This is a genomic window from Nocardia sp. NPDC059229 (genome assembly GCF_042754165.1).
GTDB lineage: Bacteria > Actinomycetota > Actinomycetes > Mycobacteriales > Mycobacteriaceae > Nocardia.
Genome location: NZ_JBHZAK010000001.1, coordinates 1,115,480 through 1,132,067 on the forward strand (window position 1 = coordinate 1,115,480; position 16,588 = coordinate 1,132,067).

At 68.2% G+C, this 16,588-nt stretch carries 17 protein-coding genes; 7 read left to right on the forward strand and 10 right to left on the reverse strand.

The genetic code is table 11. The features are described from left to right. Complete coding sequence (locus ACFXHE_RS05190) at positions 1-369, forward strand: hypothetical protein (protein ID WP_364606939.1); 369 nt, start codon at positions 1-3, stop codon at positions 367-369. A gap of 25 nt (positions 370-394) precedes the next feature. Here ACFXHE_RS05190 and ACFXHE_RS05195 read toward each other — a convergent pair whose 3' ends face one another. The 4 genes from ACFXHE_RS05195 to ACFXHE_RS05210 all read right to left on the reverse strand — a co-directional run bounded on the left by ACFXHE_RS05195 (position 395) and on the right by ACFXHE_RS05210 (position 7,294). Then, positions 395-1,120, reverse strand: a complete 726-nt coding sequence (locus ACFXHE_RS05195) for a DUF1906 domain-containing protein (RefSeq protein ID WP_379379925.1) — start codon at positions 1,118-1,120, stop codon at positions 395-397. A gap of 295 nt (positions 1,121-1,415) precedes the next feature. Further along, positions 1,416-2,642 carry a hypothetical protein gene (locus tag ACFXHE_RS05200; protein ID WP_379379927.1) on the reverse strand — a complete coding sequence of 409 codons (1,227 nt, stop codon included), beginning with the start codon at positions 2,640-2,642 and terminating at the stop codon, positions 1,416-1,418. 156 nt (positions 2,643-2,798) lie between these two features. Further along, positions 2,799-3,455, reverse strand: a complete 657-nt coding sequence (locus tag ACFXHE_RS05205; RefSeq protein ID WP_379379929.1) for a CHAP domain-containing protein — start codon at positions 3,453-3,455, stop codon at positions 2,799-2,801. A gap of 71 nt (positions 3,456-3,526) precedes the next feature. Next, on the reverse strand, positions 3,527-7,294 hold the full coding sequence (locus tag ACFXHE_RS05210) for a BTAD domain-containing putative transcriptional regulator (protein ID WP_379379931.1): 3,768 nt from the start codon (positions 7,292-7,294) through the stop codon (positions 3,527-3,529). Between the two features lie 148 nt (positions 7,295-7,442). Between ACFXHE_RS05210 and ACFXHE_RS05215 the strand changes: the two genes are divergently transcribed. Then, positions 7,443-7,919 (forward strand): hypothetical protein, encoded by a 477-nt coding sequence (locus ACFXHE_RS05215; protein ID WP_379379933.1) that lies wholly within the window; start codon positions 7,443-7,445, stop codon positions 7,917-7,919. Positions 7,920-7,924: 5 nt separating this feature from the next. Here the strand turns inward: ACFXHE_RS05215 and ACFXHE_RS05220 are convergent, their stop codons facing one another. The 3 genes from ACFXHE_RS05220 to ACFXHE_RS05230 all read right to left on the reverse strand — a co-directional run bounded on the left by ACFXHE_RS05220 (position 7,925) and on the right by ACFXHE_RS05230 (position 10,135). Further along, complete coding sequence (locus ACFXHE_RS05220) at positions 7,925-8,449, reverse strand: hypothetical protein (RefSeq protein WP_379379935.1); 525 nt, start codon at positions 8,447-8,449, stop codon at positions 7,925-7,927. 196 nt (positions 8,450-8,645) lie between these two features. After that, on the reverse strand, positions 8,646-9,332 hold the full coding sequence (locus tag ACFXHE_RS05225) for a GNAT family N-acetyltransferase (protein WP_379379937.1): 687 nt from the start codon (positions 9,330-9,332) through the stop codon (positions 8,646-8,648). 305 nt (positions 9,333-9,637) lie between these two features. After that, positions 9,638-10,135 (reverse strand): nucleoside deaminase, encoded by a 498-nt coding sequence (locus ACFXHE_RS05230; RefSeq protein ID WP_379379939.1) that lies wholly within the window; start codon positions 10,133-10,135, stop codon positions 9,638-9,640. Positions 10,136-10,288: 153 nt separating this feature from the next. On the opposite strand from ACFXHE_RS05230, the gene ACFXHE_RS05235 reads away from it, so the two are divergent. Next, entirely contained in the window at positions 10,289-10,666 is a 378-nt protein-coding gene (locus ACFXHE_RS05235) for a hypothetical protein (protein ID WP_379379941.1), read from the forward strand. A gap of 52 nt (positions 10,667-10,718) precedes the next feature. On the opposite strand, the gene ACFXHE_RS05240 is transcribed toward ACFXHE_RS05235, so the two are convergent. Further along, positions 10,719-11,315: a TetR/AcrR family transcriptional regulator gene (locus ACFXHE_RS05240; RefSeq protein ID WP_379379943.1), complete on the reverse strand. Its 597-nt coding sequence runs from the start codon at positions 11,313-11,315 to the stop codon at positions 10,719-10,721. A gap of 149 nt (positions 11,316-11,464) precedes the next feature. On the opposite strand from ACFXHE_RS05240, the gene ACFXHE_RS05245 reads away from it, so the two are divergent. The 4 genes from ACFXHE_RS05245 (at position 11,465) to ACFXHE_RS05260 (ending at position 14,372) form a co-directional block, all read left to right on the forward strand. Then, the gene (locus ACFXHE_RS05245) at positions 11,465-11,647 is read left to right on the forward strand and encodes a hypothetical protein (protein WP_379379945.1); all 183 of its coding nucleotides are present in this window, start codon (positions 11,465-11,467) and stop codon (positions 11,645-11,647) included. A gap of 263 nt (positions 11,648-11,910) precedes the next feature. Then, complete coding sequence (locus tag ACFXHE_RS05250) at positions 11,911-12,666, forward strand: SDR family NAD(P)-dependent oxidoreductase (RefSeq protein WP_379379947.1); 756 nt, start codon at positions 11,911-11,913, stop codon at positions 12,664-12,666. 16 nt (positions 12,667-12,682) lie between these two features. After that, positions 12,683-13,549 carry an ABC transporter substrate-binding protein gene (locus ACFXHE_RS05255; RefSeq protein WP_379379949.1) on the forward strand — a complete coding sequence of 289 codons (867 nt, stop codon included), beginning with the start codon at positions 12,683-12,685 and terminating at the stop codon, positions 13,547-13,549. A 94-nt stretch (positions 13,550-13,643) separates the two neighbouring features. Continuing rightward, positions 13,644-14,372 (forward strand): SDR family oxidoreductase, encoded by a 729-nt coding sequence (locus ACFXHE_RS05260; RefSeq protein ID WP_379379951.1) that lies wholly within the window; start codon positions 13,644-13,646, stop codon positions 14,370-14,372. 254 nt (positions 14,373-14,626) lie between these two features. On the opposite strand, the gene ACFXHE_RS05265 is transcribed toward ACFXHE_RS05260, so the two are convergent. Both ACFXHE_RS05265 and ACFXHE_RS05270 read right to left on the reverse strand, forming a co-directional pair. Further along, positions 14,627-14,992: an iron chaperone gene (locus ACFXHE_RS05265; protein WP_379379952.1), complete on the reverse strand. Its 366-nt coding sequence runs from the start codon at positions 14,990-14,992 to the stop codon at positions 14,627-14,629. 128 nt (positions 14,993-15,120) lie between these two features. Further along, complete coding sequence (locus ACFXHE_RS05270) at positions 15,121-16,482, reverse strand: flavin monoamine oxidase family protein (protein ID WP_379379954.1); 1,362 nt, start codon at positions 16,480-16,482, stop codon at positions 15,121-15,123. Between the last annotated feature and the right edge of the window lie 106 nt (positions 16,483-16,588).

The following is a 16,588-nucleotide window of genomic DNA, read 5'->3' on the forward strand; positions in this document are numbered from 1 at the left end:
ATGGCCGCTGTGACCAACCCCGTACGGGGACTGCATTCGCGCCGGTCGATCCTCTCGATTCGTTCCGAGGGATCGATCCTGTCGATCGGCTCGGCCTATTCGATCCTGTCCATCGGCAGCGTGGGCTCGGTGCTGTCGATCGGGTCGGTGGGCTCGTTCGGCTCTCTCATCTCCTCGGCTTCCTTCGGCAGCCTCGGCTCCGCCTTCTCGGCGCTGTCCCGCTGGTCGCTGTTCTCCTGGAACGGGAACGGTGAGGTCTTCGCCGACGGCAGCGGCGAGGACGAACACACCGATCCCCACCTCATGCTCCGGGTCGTCCCCGAGGAGCCGGACCTGGCGACCGACCCGACCTGCCACTGCCAGACCTAACGGGTTTCCTTCAGCAGAGTCGGGTTTACCACCATTGGCCGTACTGCGGGGCGAGTACGGCATTGACGTCCACGGAGACGCCGTCGACCTCGCGCTTGTCGATCTCGAACTGATGCAGGGTGGCGGCGGGGTGGACGTAGCCCTTCGGGGTGCCCCAATTGTGTTGCCAGAAGAAGGAGCACAGGCCCGCGTCCCGAATGTTGTCGATGGTCGGCGAGTTCGCGTAGACGCCGGTGCGGCCGTGCCCGATGACGGTTTCCCAGCCGCGCAGGTACGGCTCGATGAACTGCTCGAAATCGTCGTCGCCGGGGTTGTCGTCGATGGAGGCGTAGATGGGCGCGGTGTCGGGCCCGCCCGCGGCCTTGTGCAGGATCAATCCCCGTGCGGCGTGCTGTAATCCGGCCGCGTAACCTCCTCGCCAGTCGGCGGTCGGGCCCTTGCCGAACTGGTAGCAGGAGACCACCGACAGACCCGCGGCGCGCAGGGCGTCGACCTCGTGGGCGAGCAGCGGTTTACCCGCCATCCATTCGGCGCCGGGCCGCCGGTCGGAGACGTAGCGGATGACGCCGATATGGCCGTCGTCGCTGATCGATTGGGCGGAGGGGACGCCGCCGGCGTAGTCGAGGAGGGTGCCGAGCTGTTGCTTGGCTGCCGCGGTGGCGGGTGGGAGGGTCAGTCCGGCGGTGATTCCGGCGGCGAGAGCCGTGGCCCCGGAGAGGAAGTTCCGTCGATTGACATGGGCAGGACGCATCACGGGCTCCTTCGCACACACTCGCTGGTCGAACATTCCAGTCGTGACGATTGGGAGACGGCGTCTCACCGGTGACCGGTTGGAACTACTTGCGGCGTGCCCGGCGCACCTTCCCCGATGAAAACAAGATCATCCGTGCGCCGGGAGCCCTGAACGTGCCCTCATTTCACCATATTCACATTGGAATCGCCAGGCTCATCGAGCACATCGGCACCATATGTCACATCGGGGCGAAACCGGGCAACGACCGGCCGATGGCGAACCAACAGCTATCGAATCGCCGCAGCCGGGAACCTCAGACGCGCGTCGAGTCCAGCCGGGCGCCCACATCGATGGTCCGGCGCGACACGTCGGCCACCTCGGCGCGCACGACCCTCGCGACCTGGGCAGCGATCTGCTTGCGCATGCCGGCCAGCTTGCCCAGCGCGGCCGCTCGCCAGCCCTCGGCGGTCATCTCCAGATCGATGTCGCGGGCGCGCGGCGGCACCGCGTCGATGACGATCAGCAACGGCTCGGCAGCACGCGCGGTGAGGGCCACCGGCACCTGTACCTCGGCCCGATAGCGGTTGGTCTTGAGCACGTCCACGGAGATGTCCAGGCTCACCGGAATGGTGAGGTCGAAGCGCACCAGCGCGGGATCGTGGGAGTTCGCGTGTGCCTCGGTCGCCGCGGCCGCCGCCGATTCGGCCGCGGCATGCGGCAATTCGGCGATCCGCGGCTCGGGCACGGGCGTGACGGTGACCGGACCGGCGGCGGCGACCCTGGGTAGTCGCACACTGCCCTGCACACAGACCTCGGCCTTGTTGCCCGGGCCGGTGCGCAGCGGGCCTACCTCGATGGGCTTGCCCGCCATCGATTCCACCACCTGCCTGACCCGTTCCGCGGTCACGATGCGCGCGAAGAACCGGCGGCCGAATTCGTCGTAGCCGATCCACTCGTGGGTCGGTCGCCCGCGATAGGCCGAGCGGGTGCCGTCCATGATGGCCTGTACGTCGAAGGTGCGGCCGCGCTGCGAATCCGGGTCCGCCAGAATGCCATTGATGCGATTGGCGACCTCGCGCTGCACCAGTTTGGCGATGGGGTCCAGCAGCAGTTCCCAGGCGGTGCCGATGGCCTGCGCGCGCATGACGAAGCTGACGTCGCGCCCGGTGACCGGGGGAATGTCGATGACGATGAGCAGCGGATCGGCGGTGCGGGCGTGCATGCTGAGGTCGATCTCCACCACCGCCTCCAGCCGCAGCCGCTGGCCGCCGAGGGTGACGTCGACCCGCAGTTTCACCGGGAGCATGACGTCGAAGTGCACGTGCGGCCCGCGCCGGATGACGGTGGGTTTGCCGATGCTGCCCTTGGCCACGAACCGGGCGAGCCCGGCGGGCCCGATTCCGAAGGGGCCGATGGTGATTCCGCGCCCGGCCACGCTGGAGACCGCCGATTCGATCCGGGTTTCCGTCACCGCCGCCGCCACGAAACGTTCGCCGAATTCGGCGTAATCGATCCAGGTCGGTTGGTCGGACGACGTCATCAGCTACTTTCGTCGGGCGGGGACCCCTGTCCTGCCGATGAGGGGGCAGCAGGACAGGGATCAATCGACGACGCTGCCGGGCGCCGCCGAAACCCATCGTAAGCGGAAGATGCGCTCAGTAGTACACCCCGCCCCGCGTGTTTCCAGAATGTGGAATCAGCGTGTTCCCAATCGCCCGAAGCCGACCAGCCCTGATGTGCCGGACGGGCGGAATTTGTGGATGGCGACACCGCCGGATTCACCGGCCTCATTGCCGCCCACCGTGGTGATGGTATCCGAATCCGCCGCGATAACGATATTCGTGTGCTGATGGAACACACTGGAATCCGAGTACATCACCACATCGCCGACCCGCGGTAGATATCCGTTGTTCGCCTGCTCGAAACGGTGCTGTCCCCGGTAGTACTCCTCCAGGGTGTATACGCCGGGAATCCGCCAGGATCCGGAATTCGGATTGCTCAACGGTTGTCCGGCCGCGCGCATCACCCAGCTGACGAAGTCGGCGCACCAGGGTTCGGCAATGCCCTCGGAGTATTTGTCCCTACCGCTCTGTTCGTCGAATTGCTGTCGCAGAACATCGACCACCTGGGCCTGCCCGGAACTCAACCCGGCGGAATCGACCTGCGGAAAGTCGTGCAGCAGACGCCCGTCCAGCTCCCGCGGGCCGTAGGGCTCCTCGTGCCGGTGGTGCTGCCACCACCGCACGCCGAGCACTCCCCCGGCACTCAGCGCCGAAATCACCACCAGCGCAACGGTGCTCACCACCAGCCAGCGCCGCCGTCTGCGCTGCGGGCGCTCGAGCTCGACTGTCATTCGGTCCTCCCCCGTTCCGGCCGGCCGTCGGCCTTACCAGTAAGGACGTTCCATCCGGCCGCGGAGTTCCCTCAGGGTCGGTGGACCAGCCGGCTGCGGCCCATCGGTCCGAGGCGGCCGGCCTGCATGAGCCCGACGCCCTGGGGTGCGAGTTCGGCCAGCTCGGATTGCAGTCTGTCCTGCAATTCCTCGGCGGCGGCACGGTGACCGGCGGCCCGCTCGTGGTCACCGAGGTAGGTGGCCAGCTCGGCGAGGATGCAATCCATGGGCCCGAGCACCGAGGCGCCGGTCTCCAGACCGCAGACGGTGCCCGAGTACGGCAGCAGCTGCTGGTAGACGCCCAGCGCCATGGCCGGATCCTCGAGGGCGATGGCGAGGCGGGCCTTCACTCCGGAGAAGGTGGACCAGAACTGCGGGGCCAGTGGAGGTGCGGCGGCCAGCACGCGACGGGCCTCCTCCGGGCGGCCCGAATGCACCAGGGCCAGTGCGTAACCGTGCATGAACAGCTCCGGTTTGAGGGCGGTGCGCTCGCGCAGATCGTTCAGGTAGACGGACATGTCGTTGCGCAGCCAGCCGATGGAGACGGCGATGCCGACGTGCAGCGCATTGCCGTCGCGGGTCGGTTCGGCCGCGCCCTCGCCGGAGTGTGCCACCAGGTCGTCCAGTTCGCCGGAGCCCTCGCCGAGCAGACGCAGCACCTCATCGGTATTGCCGCGCAACAGTTCCAGCACCATGCCGAAGGGCGCGATGGCGTCCAGCAGGTGCCGCAGCTGTCCGTCGGTGGCGTATTCGCCGGCCCGTCCGGCGTGTTCGGCGGCGGCCACCAGATCGGCGTCGGCCAGGGTGGCGCGGAACAGCAGATAGTGTGCGAGCGCGCGGAATTCGGTGAGTTCGGCCGCGGTGGACACCTCGAGCAGCCGGGTCGCATACCGTTCGAGGTCGTGGGCGCGCAGAAAGCCGCCCGCCGCGAAGGCCGCGAACGCCTGCGCATTGAGCACCGTGCACAGCAGATCCGGGTCGTCGAGCGGTTCGGCCAGGGCCATGGCCGAACCGGCCAGAATGCGGGCCGCCGAGGGTTCCTCGACGGCGCGATCGAAAACGGCGGTGACATGCAACAGAATTCGCGTGCGCACCGGCAGCCCGGTATCGGCGCAGGCCAGGCGCAGCGGTTCGCGGATGCGCGGGTCCGGGGTGTGCCAGTCGTGCACCGACCAGATGAGCGGCGTCGGCCAGCAGGTGACGGCGTGCGCGAGCAACTCCGTCCCGCCCGGCGATGACGCTGTGCCGCCGAATGATTCGGCCAGATCGAGCGCCTGCTCGCGCGCCGCCCGCGCGGCGATGTGCTGCCCGTCGTAGGCCAGCGCCACCACCAGCTCGCAGCGCGCCTCGAGCACCGCGCGCCGATCCGCGCGCGCGGCTCCCGCGCCGGTGTGCCCGGCCAGATCGTGCAGCGCGAGTACCGATCGCCACCGCCGCACGGCATCGGCGCGCATCCGCCGCTCCACACACCGCCGCGCCGCTGCGCGCACGTATGGCAGAGCCACGGTGGCGGTTTCGGCATCCGCCCCCAGCGCCGCGTGGTGTGCCAGCGCGTCGATGTCCCGCCCGGGCGGTACATATACCGCATCGTGTGCGGAACTCGTTCCGGCATTGGCGAACTCGGGGATTCGCCCGGGGTCGGTAGGGACGGCCGTGCCGGGCCCGACGATCCCCACGGCGCCCGGTTCGATCTGCCCGATCGGCGAGTCCGTGGCCACCTCGTCGGCCCCGCGGAGGGCCGCGAGCGTCCGGTCGGTGCGACGCGCGACCCTGGGCAGTGGCGACCCGAGGAGCGCCGCGACCAGGTGATCGGCTCCCCACAGCGCGCTGAGCACTCGATTCCCCATGCCCGGAAGGTCTTCCGTCCCGCCCTGAATGTCGGATCGGCCCTCGTCCTGGCCGGGCGCGACCGCCGCGCGGGTCGAGCCCGGCGCTGCCGGGCCCGGTTCCGGGTCGCTGCGCAGGTATTCGAAGGCGGCCCAGTGCATTCGGGTGCGGCGCAGGGTGGGGAGGTCGTAGTAGACGGTTTCGCGGACCAGGGCGTGGTCGAAGGTGACGCGGCCGGCCCGGTCGGTGCGCAGCAAGCGCGCGGATTCGGCGGTGGCGATCAGGTCGATGACGGTGTCGGCGGGGCGGTCAGCGGAGGCGGCGAGGGCGGTGATGTCGCTGTCCTCGCCCCAGACCGAGAGGTGGCGCAGCAGGTCCACGACGTCGGCGGGGAGCTGGCCGATGCGCCGGCCCAGCAGGTCGCGCACGCTGTCGGGCAGGCCGTCGGTGGTGCCCTGGGTGGCAACGAGTTTGGCGAGTTCGCGCACGAACAGCGGGTTGCCGCCGGTGCGCCGGCGTAGCAGTTCCACGGTGCGGTCGTCGGGGGCGGCGAGCCCGGCGTCGGACGCGGCGCGACGGGTGCCCGCCATGTCGAGGCCGTCGAGTTCGAGGCGGTCGGCGGTGAACAGGGCCAGGGCGGCGGCGGTGTCGCGGACGCCCAGGCCCGCCTCGGTGCCGCGCAGGGTGGCGACGATGAGGATCGGGCGGTCGCGCAGCCAGTTCACCACCTGCCGCAGCACCTGCAGGGTGGCGGTGTCGGCGCCGTGCACGTCCTCGAGCACGATGGCGATCGGTCTCCCGGCCGAGCGTTCGCGGCAGGAGCGGACCACGCGCCGGGCCAGGGTGAAAGCATCGGCGGCGGTGAAGGTTTCGGGGTCGGCGGCGTCGAGGCCGGTGAGTACCTCGGCCCAGGCCCAGGCGGGCGGCGCGGACTCGACCTCGGGGCAGCGGCCGAACACGGTGGTCCAGCCGCGGTCGCCCAGGTGTGTGGTGAGGGCGGTGGCGAGGGTGGTCTTCCCGGCGCCGGCCTCACCGGAGAGCCAGACCAGCCGCACGTGCCCGGCGGACGCGGCGTCGGCGGCGGCCAGCACGGCGGCACGCTGCGCGGCATATCCGGTGTCCGGCAAGGGTTCCGGATCGGGCAGCGGTTCGGGTTCGGCGGGCCGCACGGGTGCGGGCGGGGTGACCGTCTCGGTGTCCACCGAGTGGGTGAGGATGGCGGTCTCCAGATCCCGCAGTCCCGGACCGGGATCCACCCCGAATTCCAGGGTGAGGAATTCGCGGCTGCGGCGCACCGTGGCGAGTGCGTCCAGCGACTGTCCCAGTCGGTACTGGGCGACGGCCAGCAGCCGCGCGCATTCCTCGCGTCCGGGATGCTCCTCCAGGATCGGCCGCAGCGCCAGCACCACCTCGGCGGGCCGGTTCAGTTCCAGCGCAGCCTGGGCTCGCAGTTCGGCGGCGGTCAGCCGCAGGGCCTGTAGGCGGGCGGCTTCCTGTGCCGCCCAGGGCATTCCGGGGAAGGATTCGAAGGCGCCGCCGTGCCAGCACGCCAGGGCGGCGTCCAGCACCCGCACCTGCTCCAGCGGGTCGGATCGCCCGGCGGGGTCGCGCATGGCGGCCTCGTGCCCGTGCAGCAGTTGTTCGAAGTGCCAGGAATCCACTTGGGACGGCTCGAGATTGAGCGCGTAGCCGTGTGATTCGGACACGATGACACGCGAGTGCGCCCGGCGCGGCCGGTCCGGCTCGAAGACCCGGCGCAGGTTGTGGATGTACACCTGCAGCGCGGCAACGGCTTTGGCGGGCGGGTCACCGTGCCAGAGGTCGTCGATGAGCCGTTCGGTGGGCACCACCCGGCCACCTGCGGCGACCAGTCGTCCCAGCACCGCGCACTGCATGGGCGCGCCCGGAGGCACGCGCTGACCGTCGATGCTGATGTGCAGTGGGCCCAGCACCCCGATACGTATGAGCGCCATGTCGCTGTGCGACCCCCGTACCCACTTCGAATAAAACCAAACAGGATCCTCTCAATATGACAGAAATTCTGCGACAGTACCCAGTCTTGTGACGGGGCTTAACTCGATACGAAGACGCTCCGAAGAGTTGTCCCGCACAATGCCTAGGGTGTTCGACCCCTCCCCGCCGCCGGCCGCCGATCTCGCGGTCCTGCACAGCCTTCCGCATCCGGCCTGCCTGCACGACGGCGGCTACGACGTGGTGGCCGCGAACGAACCCTTCCGGAGCCTGTTTCCGGGCACCGGTCCGGGCGCGAATCTGATGACGGCGATCCTGCTGGAACCCATGGCCCGCTATCGGCTGGGCGACTGGGAGGCCGAGGCACAGGTCATGGTGTCGGCATTCCGGTCCGCCGCCCCCGACCTGCGGCCGGACCGGGTCGAGGAGATCGTCAATCTGGCGCGCCGCTCCCCCGACTGGGATCGCTTGTGGCACAGCCACGTCGTCCCCCCGGAGCCGCGCGAGCGCACGGTGCTGATGAACGATCCGGTGACCCGCCGGGAACGCCGGATGTACGTGCAGACCTTCGAGTTCCAATCGCCGCAGCGGCCCTGGTGGCTGCTGACGGTGGTGCCGTTCGACTAGCCCGGTCAGGCCTCGGCGGCGGGGACCTCGAACCAGCCGTCCTCGGGTTCGGCATAGCCGTGATACATGAGCGGTATGCGCCGGTCCACACCGAAGTGCCGATAGACCGCGAGCATGGTGCTGCGCACGGCCAGGTCGTGGAAGTCGTCGATGCGCCGCGGGCCGAGCCAGTGCTCGGGGAGCAGTGCGAGCCGGGTCATCTCGTCCGGATCGTCCATGTCCAGCCCGATGGGGCCGGGGTCGACGATGAAGTGATCGTGCAGCACCGCGTGCACATCGTGCGGGTCGTGCTGCCCGGCCGCGAAGGCGAGGAAGCGGGTGCGGATGGCGGGCGAGCCGTGCTCCTGCAGCCACTCGATGAGATGCGGGTTGGGACGCGGAATCGACCTCGCGGACAACGGGGTCTGCTCCAGCACGTGCAGGATGCTGGCGCCGGGCACACGGGGTTCGGGGACGAGGAAGAGGCTGAGCACCGGGGATCCGGACAGACTGTCGCAGAGGCAGACCTTGGTGCGCATGGGGTTGGTCATGCGCCACTCCTTAAGCGGGAGGGGTTGCTGGCTTCGTCATCCGAATCGTGCCGGCTCGCCGAGTTACCAGACTCGGACAGATCTCTCCTCGACGCCCGACCGGTGCAACACCCGGAATTATAGTCTCCGGGCACCGACCAGACCGACCGGTCTGACGGTCGATCCGATCGGTCACCTGGTTGCCGTGCGGTGCGGTTTACGCGCCCACCAGACGACTGCGGTTGCCCTGCCGAGCCGACAGTGCAGCCAGCTGGTCCTCGATGGTGGCCCGGACAGTCGGCCACTCCTCGTCCAGGATGGAGTAGAAGGCGGTGCTGCGCACCTCGCCGTCCAGCCCGCGCGAGTGCGCCCGGCGCACCCCGTCGCTGGTGGCGCCGAGGCGCTCGATCGCCATGCGGGACCGCAGATTTCGGACATCGGCCCGCATGGCGATCCGCCGCACCCGCCACACGTCGAAGGCGTGCTGCAGCAACAGCAGCTTGGACTCCAGATTGATGCCGGCGCCGCGCGCCTGCGGAGACAGCCAGGAGTTCCCGATCTCGGCGGCGTCGGGCACTGCGAGCAGGGGATCTCCGGTCGGCATGCCGTGCACCAGCGGCCACACCACCGGGCCCTGCCAGTAGTCGAAACGGGTGAACCGGGTCGAGCCCAGCACCCGTCCACTGGCAACGGCGATGATGGCGAAGGCCAGCGAGGCGCCCGAGGCATGCCCGGAGAGCGCCTGGGCGACGTATTCCAGCGCCTCGTCCACACCGTGTGGGACAGGCGTGAAAGCGTAATCATCACGATTCCCCGCAGCAGCCTCCGCGAGCCCCGAAGCATGCTGCGGCGCAAGGGGTTCCAGCCGTACCAGACGGCCGGTCAGAGTTACGGGTACGGGCACGTTCCCTCGATCTTTCGGAAGGGGTCGGGGGCTCGCGTCAGGCAATGGCCGCCCCGGCCACACACTCCGGAATCGACGAACCAGCCCTGGCGCGCCAGTAGCAGCATCGGATAGTGGGATGAACGATAGCGGAACACCAGCGCACCGCGCCGCAGGCGGCATGTAAATTTCATGCGCTCTACCGCGCGTCGCGCGGGTTATTTCACAGGTGTCTTACAGCCTTTCCGGCACGGCCGTCCGCTACCTGCCGGCGACCCTCTTTCGGGCTGCCGGAAATGCGAATACCTATGCGGTGGAAGGTATTACTACGCCGGTCTTCCCCGCCAGAAACCGTCGTGTACCGCCCTTGCCTCCGCGAGCTCGATCGGGCCGATGACCGGCAGTGCGCGCTGACCGGCGGCGAATACCGCACGGCAGGGCAGCGCCATGGTCGGGTTCTCGGGATCCGCACCGGTCAGGGCCAAGAGCTGGTCCTCGCCGAGTGCATAAACCACCCGCCCGATATTTCCCCAGTAGATCGCCCCCGCGCACATTGCGCAGGGTTCGGTACTGGTGTAAAGCGTGCAGCCACGCAGAAACTCGGCGTCATAGGCGGCGCTCGCCAGCCGCACCAGATTCGTTTCCGCATGTCCCGTCGCGTCACGCGCGGTGATCACCGTGTTCTCCGCCTCCAGCAACACCCTTCCCCCGGGCTCGGCCAGCACCGCCCCGAATGGATGATTGCCGTGCTCACGCGACCGCCGCGCAATGCCGACAGCCGTCAGCAGATTTTCCATATCCCGCTCGCTGAGCGATTCGACCACCCGAACACCTTGCCACACAACCGCTTCGGCGCCACCGGAGGGGTTCCAAGATCGCCGGAAGGCGGGTCGCGGCCACAAACGCGCGTACCTCTTGCTTTCAGCAGGCTTCCCGCCGATGCTTAACGCTAGTTCAACTAGCTTTAGGGAGGCGCCATGGCGGGCGCGAAGGAACAGCGGAGCACGGCGGATCCCCTCGAGATCCGAGTGGTCATCGGCGGCGAAAGGGCGTCCCGCGACCGGGTGCTGGCATGGGAGTCACGCCGCGCCCGCGCGGTGCTCGCGAAATTCGAGACCCGGCTCGGGCCGCGGGCATTCGCCGAACTCACGCCCGCGCACACCGCCACCGACCTGCGGCACGCGACGCTCGACCGGCAGCGGGCGGCGCTCACGACATTCATCGGTGGGGTGCGCCATCAATTCCGGGATCGGGACGGCGGGATGGAGGCCCTGCTGACCGTGCAGTTCCCGGGGGGTGTTCCCCACCCGGCTGATTCGCGAACACCAGTGGCACCTGGCCACGGAGTTCAGTAATTGGATGATCGCGGCGGGTTCGGTCGCGGCCGGATCGTCGCCGATGCGGTGATCACGGCCGCGGACCGGCGATCGCGCCGTCGAGCAGCAGGTCGACGAGGCGGACGCACAGCTGCGGGTCGATCGGTTCCCGGGTGACCAGCGTGCGGAATTGCAGTGGCGCGATCAAGGTTTCGAGCAGCAGCCGCGGGTCGGTCCCGGCGGGCAGCTCGCCGCGGTCGACACCGCGCTCGACGATCGGCCGGGTCAGTTCGAGCTGTGTGGTCCAGAACGCCTCCCGCACGCGCGCCCACCGCGGTTCGCCACCGCCGAACGACAGCGCCTGGTTGAGCGCGCGACCGTGCGGCGTGCCGAGGTAGGCCGCGACGGAGTCGAGCAGTGCGTAGAGGTCGGTCCGGATCCCGCCGGTATCGGGCACCGGTATCCGTTGCTCGCTGTAGCCGAGCAGGGTGTCGATGATCAGCTCGTCCCGGCTGCCCCAACGCCGATAGATCGTCGTCTCGTGCACCCCCGACGACGCGACCACATCCGACACCGCGAACTCGCCAACCCCCTTGTCCGCCAGCACATTCAATGCCGCCTCGAGCACGGCCTCCCGCACCCGGGCGGATCTGCCGCCCGGCCGCCGCCGAACCTCACCATCTGTCACCGAACCTCCACAAACACAAGCCGAACTGGCGTTTAGCAGTGTAGGCCGGGGGGTTGTCGCCGGGAGATCATCGGCGGAAGATCGATTAGACAGCTGTTCCGGGTCGGGGTCTGAACCACCATCGCTCATCCAAGGAACGGAAGTCAGAAATGAAGACCAAGATTGCCTCGATAATCGCCGCGACCGGCATCGCCATGTCACTCGCCGGCCTGGCCGCTCCCACCGCATCTGCCGCTCCGCCCACACCCGTGCCCGTCACCGACACCGTCGGCTCGGTCACGTTCTGCTTCGGCGTCCCGCTGGGCTTCTTCATCTTCAACATCTGCATCTGACGCGCAGAGCTCGGTTGCGGCCCAACCGCGCACCGCGCGGTGGGCCGCTCGCGCGGACGCGGCTACGTCTCGCCGTCTCCGAAATCACTGTCGCACAACCCTTCAACTGCGACCGATGCACAGTGGGCTCAGTCGGATCCGAGCCGAGTGGATTCCGAAGCTGGATCGACCGTTCACGACCGTGGAACGCAGCCCGGTGATCTACCCGCGGCAAGCTGGAGCAACATCGTGCTCAACGGAGCGGATCACACGGAGGTCGCACCATGATCACAGGTACGGGGCGAGTGGCATTGGTGACAGGGGCCAGCAGCGGAATCGGCGCGGCCACCGCGCGTCTGCTGGCGGCGCGCGGAATGCGAGTGGTGGTCAATTACCTGCACAGCGAGGCAGCGGCCGGGGAGGTCGTGGCCGGAATCGGGGAGGCAGGCGGCCACGCGCTGGCTGTGCGGGCCGATGTCCGTGAGTCCGCCGCGGTCGAGAATTTGATCGAACAGGTGCAGAAGCAGTGGGGTGGCGTCGACGTGCTCGTGCACAATGCGCTCACCCCGTATGCGATCAAGTCGTTCCAGGACATGACATGGGAAGAACTGGGCGGCAAGCTCGATGACGAAATGCGTGCGGCGTTCACCGTTACCAAGGCCGTCCTGCCGACGATGACCGCCCACGGCTGGGGGCGCATCATCTATATCGGCACCGGGCTCAGCCGCCGGCCCCGAGCGGGCATGATCGCGCTGGGGACTGCCAAAGCCGCACTCGCGCAGTTCGCTCGTTACCTCGCCCAGGAACTCGGGCCGTGGGCCATCACGGTCAATGTGGTGGAGCCCGGCCCGGTGGAGGACACCCGCATCGCGGGTGTGCTCGACGACGAGATCAAACGGCGGCAGGTGGCCGCGACGCCGCTGGGCCGCCTGGCCCTGACCACGGACGTCGCCCAGGCGGTCGCGTTCTACGCCAGCGAGGACAACTCCTTCATGACCGGCACTACCGCCGCGGTGAACGGCGGCATGGCCATGTACTGACGAGGGAAGAACGCTCATGGACACGATCGATCTCGCCTACGTCGGTCGGGGATTTCACGAGGAACTGGTTGCCTATATCGCCGACCAACAGGACTTTTACGCTGACGAGGGCGTTCACGTCGCCCTGCGCGACGGCTGCACCTGGGATGAGGAACGACTGCGCCGGTGCGCCACCATCGGGCTCGGCCGGGCCCTGCTGTCCCGGTTGACCAACGGAATTCCCTGGGTCGCGCTGACTGTCAACACCCACCGGCCACTGTTCTGGTTCCTGGCCCGCTCCGGCATGACCTCGCCGGCCGGCCTGTCCGGCAAACGGGTGGCGGTACACGCGCCCCGCACCGCGCCCGGATGCTTTGCGAGGATCGCGTTACGCCGGGTCGGTCTGGACCCGGACCACGACATCCACTCGATCGTCCGCGCGCCCGGCGACTATGGGATGGACCTGCGCATGCTGCACGACAGCACGATCGATGCCGCCGTCGTCGGCAGCACCATGGCACCCGAAGCGGTTGCCGCAGTGGAGGGCTGGCAGGTAGTGGCCTGGGTCGGCGACCTCTTCCAGATCCACACCGTCGGTGTAGCCGTCGATCCGACCTATCTCAGTCCCGGCGCTCCCGCGGTCCAGGCCGTCGTACGAGCCCACCGGCGTGCGCTGCAGGTGATCCACGACGACACCGATACCACGGTGCGCCATCTGCGAACCTTCCTCGGCCGACACACCGCGGACGAAGTCCGAGCCCAGTACAAGACTTTCATCGCACCGTATTTCACCACCGACGGCCGCGCCGACCTCAGCGTCGGCGATACCGCGATCACTGCGGTAGCCGCCGAACTCGGGGTGCCCGTCACCGTCACCGCGGCCGACTTCTACCGCACCACCTAGCAGCCGGAAGCGGCGACGCTGAGACGTATTCGACGGAACCACAACAGGTTTCACGGAACCAGACAGGTCGATACACCACCCGGAAGGACATCTCATGAAACTCGCAGTCATCGGCGGCACCGGACTGATCGGATCGCAGGTCGTCGAGGATCTGAACGCCGCCGGACACCGGGCGATACCGCACTCGCATTCCACCGGTGTCGATGTCATCAGCGGCAGCGGATTGAACGAAGCCCTGGCCGGTGCCGACGTCGTCGTCAACCTGACCAATTCCCCGACCTTCGACGAGGCCTCTCCGGCGTTCTTCCAGACCTCCATGGACAACCTCCTGACCGCTGCCCGCAGCCAGGGCGTAGGCCATTTCGTCATCCTGTCGATCATCGGCGCGGACCAGGTGCAGGACCTGGACTACTACCGGGCAAAAGTGCTGCAGGAGAACATCCTGGCGGCCGGGTCGATCCCCTACTCCATCGTCAGGGCCACACAGTTCATGGAGTTCATCGACGCCGTGCTGTCGTGGACCACCGACGGTGACACCGTCCGACTGCCCACGACACCGATCCAGCCGATCGCCGCGAAGGACGTCGCCGCCGCGGTAGCAGAAGTCGCGACCGGCGCCCCGCTGAACGGCGCCCGCCACATCGCCGGACCCGACATCTTCCCCCTCGATGAACTGGGCCGAATCACCCTGGCCCGCAAAGGCGACAGCCGAACCGTAGTCACCGACCCCACCGCCGGCATGTTCGCGCAAGTCAAAGGCGACGTCCTCACCGATAAAAACGCCCACCTCGCCCCCACCCACTACTCCGACTGGCTCTCCTGACCCGCTTCCGCGACAAACAGCAACTCCCCCTCAGCAACGCAGATCCGCCCGAGGGCACGCAGCGGTCGGGCTCATACCCGATGCAGGCTCAGACGTTGAAGCGGAATTCGACACGCTCGACCGCCACCCGCAAGCGTGCGTCGCAAGCCACTCGCACAGACCATACGCACACCGATCGGGCAGCGAAATACCCTGCTACACAACATCTTCAGCCGACCGACCAACGGCCGCACAGCGGCCCAGACAAGGCCAGGTCAACAGATCGTGCCGGGCCGGGCCGCGGTTGCCCGGAGCAGATCTCGCAGCAGGTCGAAGTCGATGTTCTCCGGCCTGCGGAACCGCAGGCAGCCCTTGCCCATGTCCTGCCCGGCCAGCTGTTCCTCGAACGCCGCACGGACGTCACTGCGCATGAGATAGAAAGAGATGTACTGCTTCTGGCTGGCAAACGCGATCTCCGCGACACGGTCCCGCTCGTATGCGGGCATCCCGTACGCCATGACCTCGTCGAAGCCCACCAGCTCTTTTCGGCACAGCCGCCGCAACTCGGCCAGCACGGCCCTGCGTTCCTCGGGAACCTCGGTCAGATAGCCATCGACGTCGCCCGCCTTGCTCTGCACCATTCCATGAGGCTATCCAGGAACGGGGTAGCGCGCCTGCGGCGAGCCGCTGACCTGCTGGTATGTGGCGTGGGGAGGCTGCGGTGGGCCGCGGACCGCTGGAAGCCCGGCCCGAGGCCCATCGGCCCGCCTCAGACCGCGGCGAGTTCGTGCTGCAGCACTTCACTCGCGGCGCGTTCACCCGAGCGAATGGCTCCGTCGACCCAACCGCACATGACGGCCGAGCTCTCGGTTCCGGCCCAGTGGATACGGCCGCACGGTTCGCGCAGCGTACGGCCGAACTGGGTGAGCACACCGGTCGGCGTGTGACTGAGCATCCCGCCACCGGAATAGCGCTCGGCACTCCAGTCCTGCTCGATGTAGTCGACCGGGACACCGGCTTTTTCGCCGAAACGCGTGACCAATTCGTGGAGTATCGCCGTCCTGCGTTCGGCGGGATCGAGGCGACCGATCTGCCGTGCGATGGGCCCCTCGGAAATGACGCACAGGACCCCGGGCCGCCCGGCGTCGGTGCAGCCGTCGATGGTGACGGTGGCCGGCGATCCCGGCGCGGCCGACTGACCCGACAATCCGTCGCGCCGCCAGAACGGCTCGTCGTACACGACGGAAATCTTGATGATCGAGCCACTGGGCACCCGCTGATGCAGAAGCGAGCGATCGACCGGCAACATCGGCTCGTACCGGATCTGACCGGCGATCGCCAGGGGGACGGCCACGATCGCCCGACGTGCGCGCACCGTCGATCCATCCGCATGCACCCGCACCCCGGCGGCGTCCTGCTCGATACTGTGCACCGGCTGCGACAGGTGAATCGAGTCGCCGAGCGCGGCCGCCATCGGCCTGTAGATCGCACCCATGCCCCCGATCGGCCGGGCGTCCTGGGCGCCGCCCTTTACGCCGAATACGAAGTTGGGCCCACCTCCCGATGCCATCTGATACAGCGCGAAAAGCATCGACACTTCCGAGGCGGCCGAGGTGTAACTGCCCGCGATGGCGGTCTCGAGCAGATCGTGGGCGGGCTTGGACCAGACGGTGCGATCCAGCCACTGCGCCAGGCTCATCCGATCCCACTTGTCGGCCTTCTTCGCCTCCCACGGCGCCTCGAGCGGGATCGACTTGCACATGTGCCCCAGCTCGACAAAGCTCGCGCCGAGATTCATCGACGCCCAGGTGCTCATCGACCACGGGATCGTGCCGCTGTAGCGGTACTGCTTGCCGTCGACGACCATCATGGCCTCACCGTCGGTGTACTGCGGGTAACTCCCTACCCCGAACTCGTTCATCAAGGCATGGATGCGGTCCTGTCCCGGCCCTATCCAGGCGCCACCGCGGTCGATCCAGCAACCGTCCGCGCGCACCTCGGTGAATGTGCGCCCGCCGAGCCGGTCGCGGGCTTCCAGCACCGCCACCGATCGCTCCGCCTGCTTCAGCCGCAACGCAGCCGTCAATCCCGCGAATCCGCCACCGATCACGCAATAGTCGAAGTCTGTCATCGAGAGCCGCCTTCGTCTCGAAGTTCTCCTGGCCACCATCGGGCCACGGCACCGCTCGCACCCACGACTCCACGGATGCGAACCACCTCCGATCAGACCCACACCC

What these genes read in the sequence shown, in the direction of transcription:
- ACFXHE_RS05190 (WP_364606939.1), top strand. Translation starts at nt 1, where the DNA reads ATGGCCGCTGTGACCAACCCCGTACGGGGACTGCATTCGCGCCGGTCG.
- ACFXHE_RS05195 (WP_379379925.1), bottom strand. Translation starts at nt 1,120, where the DNA reads ATGCGTCCTGCCCATGTCAATCGACGGAACTTCCTCTCCGGGGCCACG.
- ACFXHE_RS05200 (WP_379379927.1), bottom strand. Translation starts at nt 2,642, where the DNA reads ATGACGTCGTCCGACCAACCGACCTGGATCGATTACGCCGAATTCGGC.
- ACFXHE_RS05205 (WP_379379929.1), bottom strand. Translation starts at nt 3,455, where the DNA reads ATGACAGTCGAGCTCGAGCGCCCGCAGCGCAGACGGCGGCGCTGGCTG.
- ACFXHE_RS05210 (WP_379379931.1), bottom strand. Translation starts at nt 7,294, where the DNA reads ATGGCGCTCATACGTATCGGGGTGCTGGGCCCACTGCACATCAGCATC.
- ACFXHE_RS05220 (WP_379379935.1), bottom strand. Translation starts at nt 8,449, where the DNA reads ATGACCAACCCCATGCGCACCAAGGTCTGCCTCTGCGACAGTCTGTCC.
- ACFXHE_RS05235 (WP_379379941.1), top strand. Translation starts at nt 10,289, where the DNA reads ATGGCGGGCGCGAAGGAACAGCGGAGCACGGCGGATCCCCTCGAGATC.
- ACFXHE_RS05245 (WP_379379945.1), top strand. Translation starts at nt 11,465, where the DNA reads ATGAAGACCAAGATTGCCTCGATAATCGCCGCGACCGGCATCGCCATG.
- ACFXHE_RS05250 (WP_379379947.1), top strand. Translation starts at nt 11,911, where the DNA reads ATGATCACAGGTACGGGGCGAGTGGCATTGGTGACAGGGGCCAGCAGC.
- ACFXHE_RS05255 (WP_379379949.1), top strand. Translation starts at nt 12,683, where the DNA reads ATGGACACGATCGATCTCGCCTACGTCGGTCGGGGATTTCACGAGGAA.
- ACFXHE_RS05260 (WP_379379951.1), top strand. Translation starts at nt 13,644, where the DNA reads ATGAAACTCGCAGTCATCGGCGGCACCGGACTGATCGGATCGCAGGTC.
- ACFXHE_RS05265 (WP_379379952.1), bottom strand. Translation starts at nt 14,992, where the DNA reads ATGGTGCAGAGCAAGGCGGGCGACGTCGATGGCTATCTGACCGAGGTT.
- ACFXHE_RS05270 (WP_379379954.1), bottom strand. Translation starts at nt 16,482, where the DNA reads ATGACAGACTTCGACTATTGCGTGATCGGTGGCGGATTCGCGGGATTG.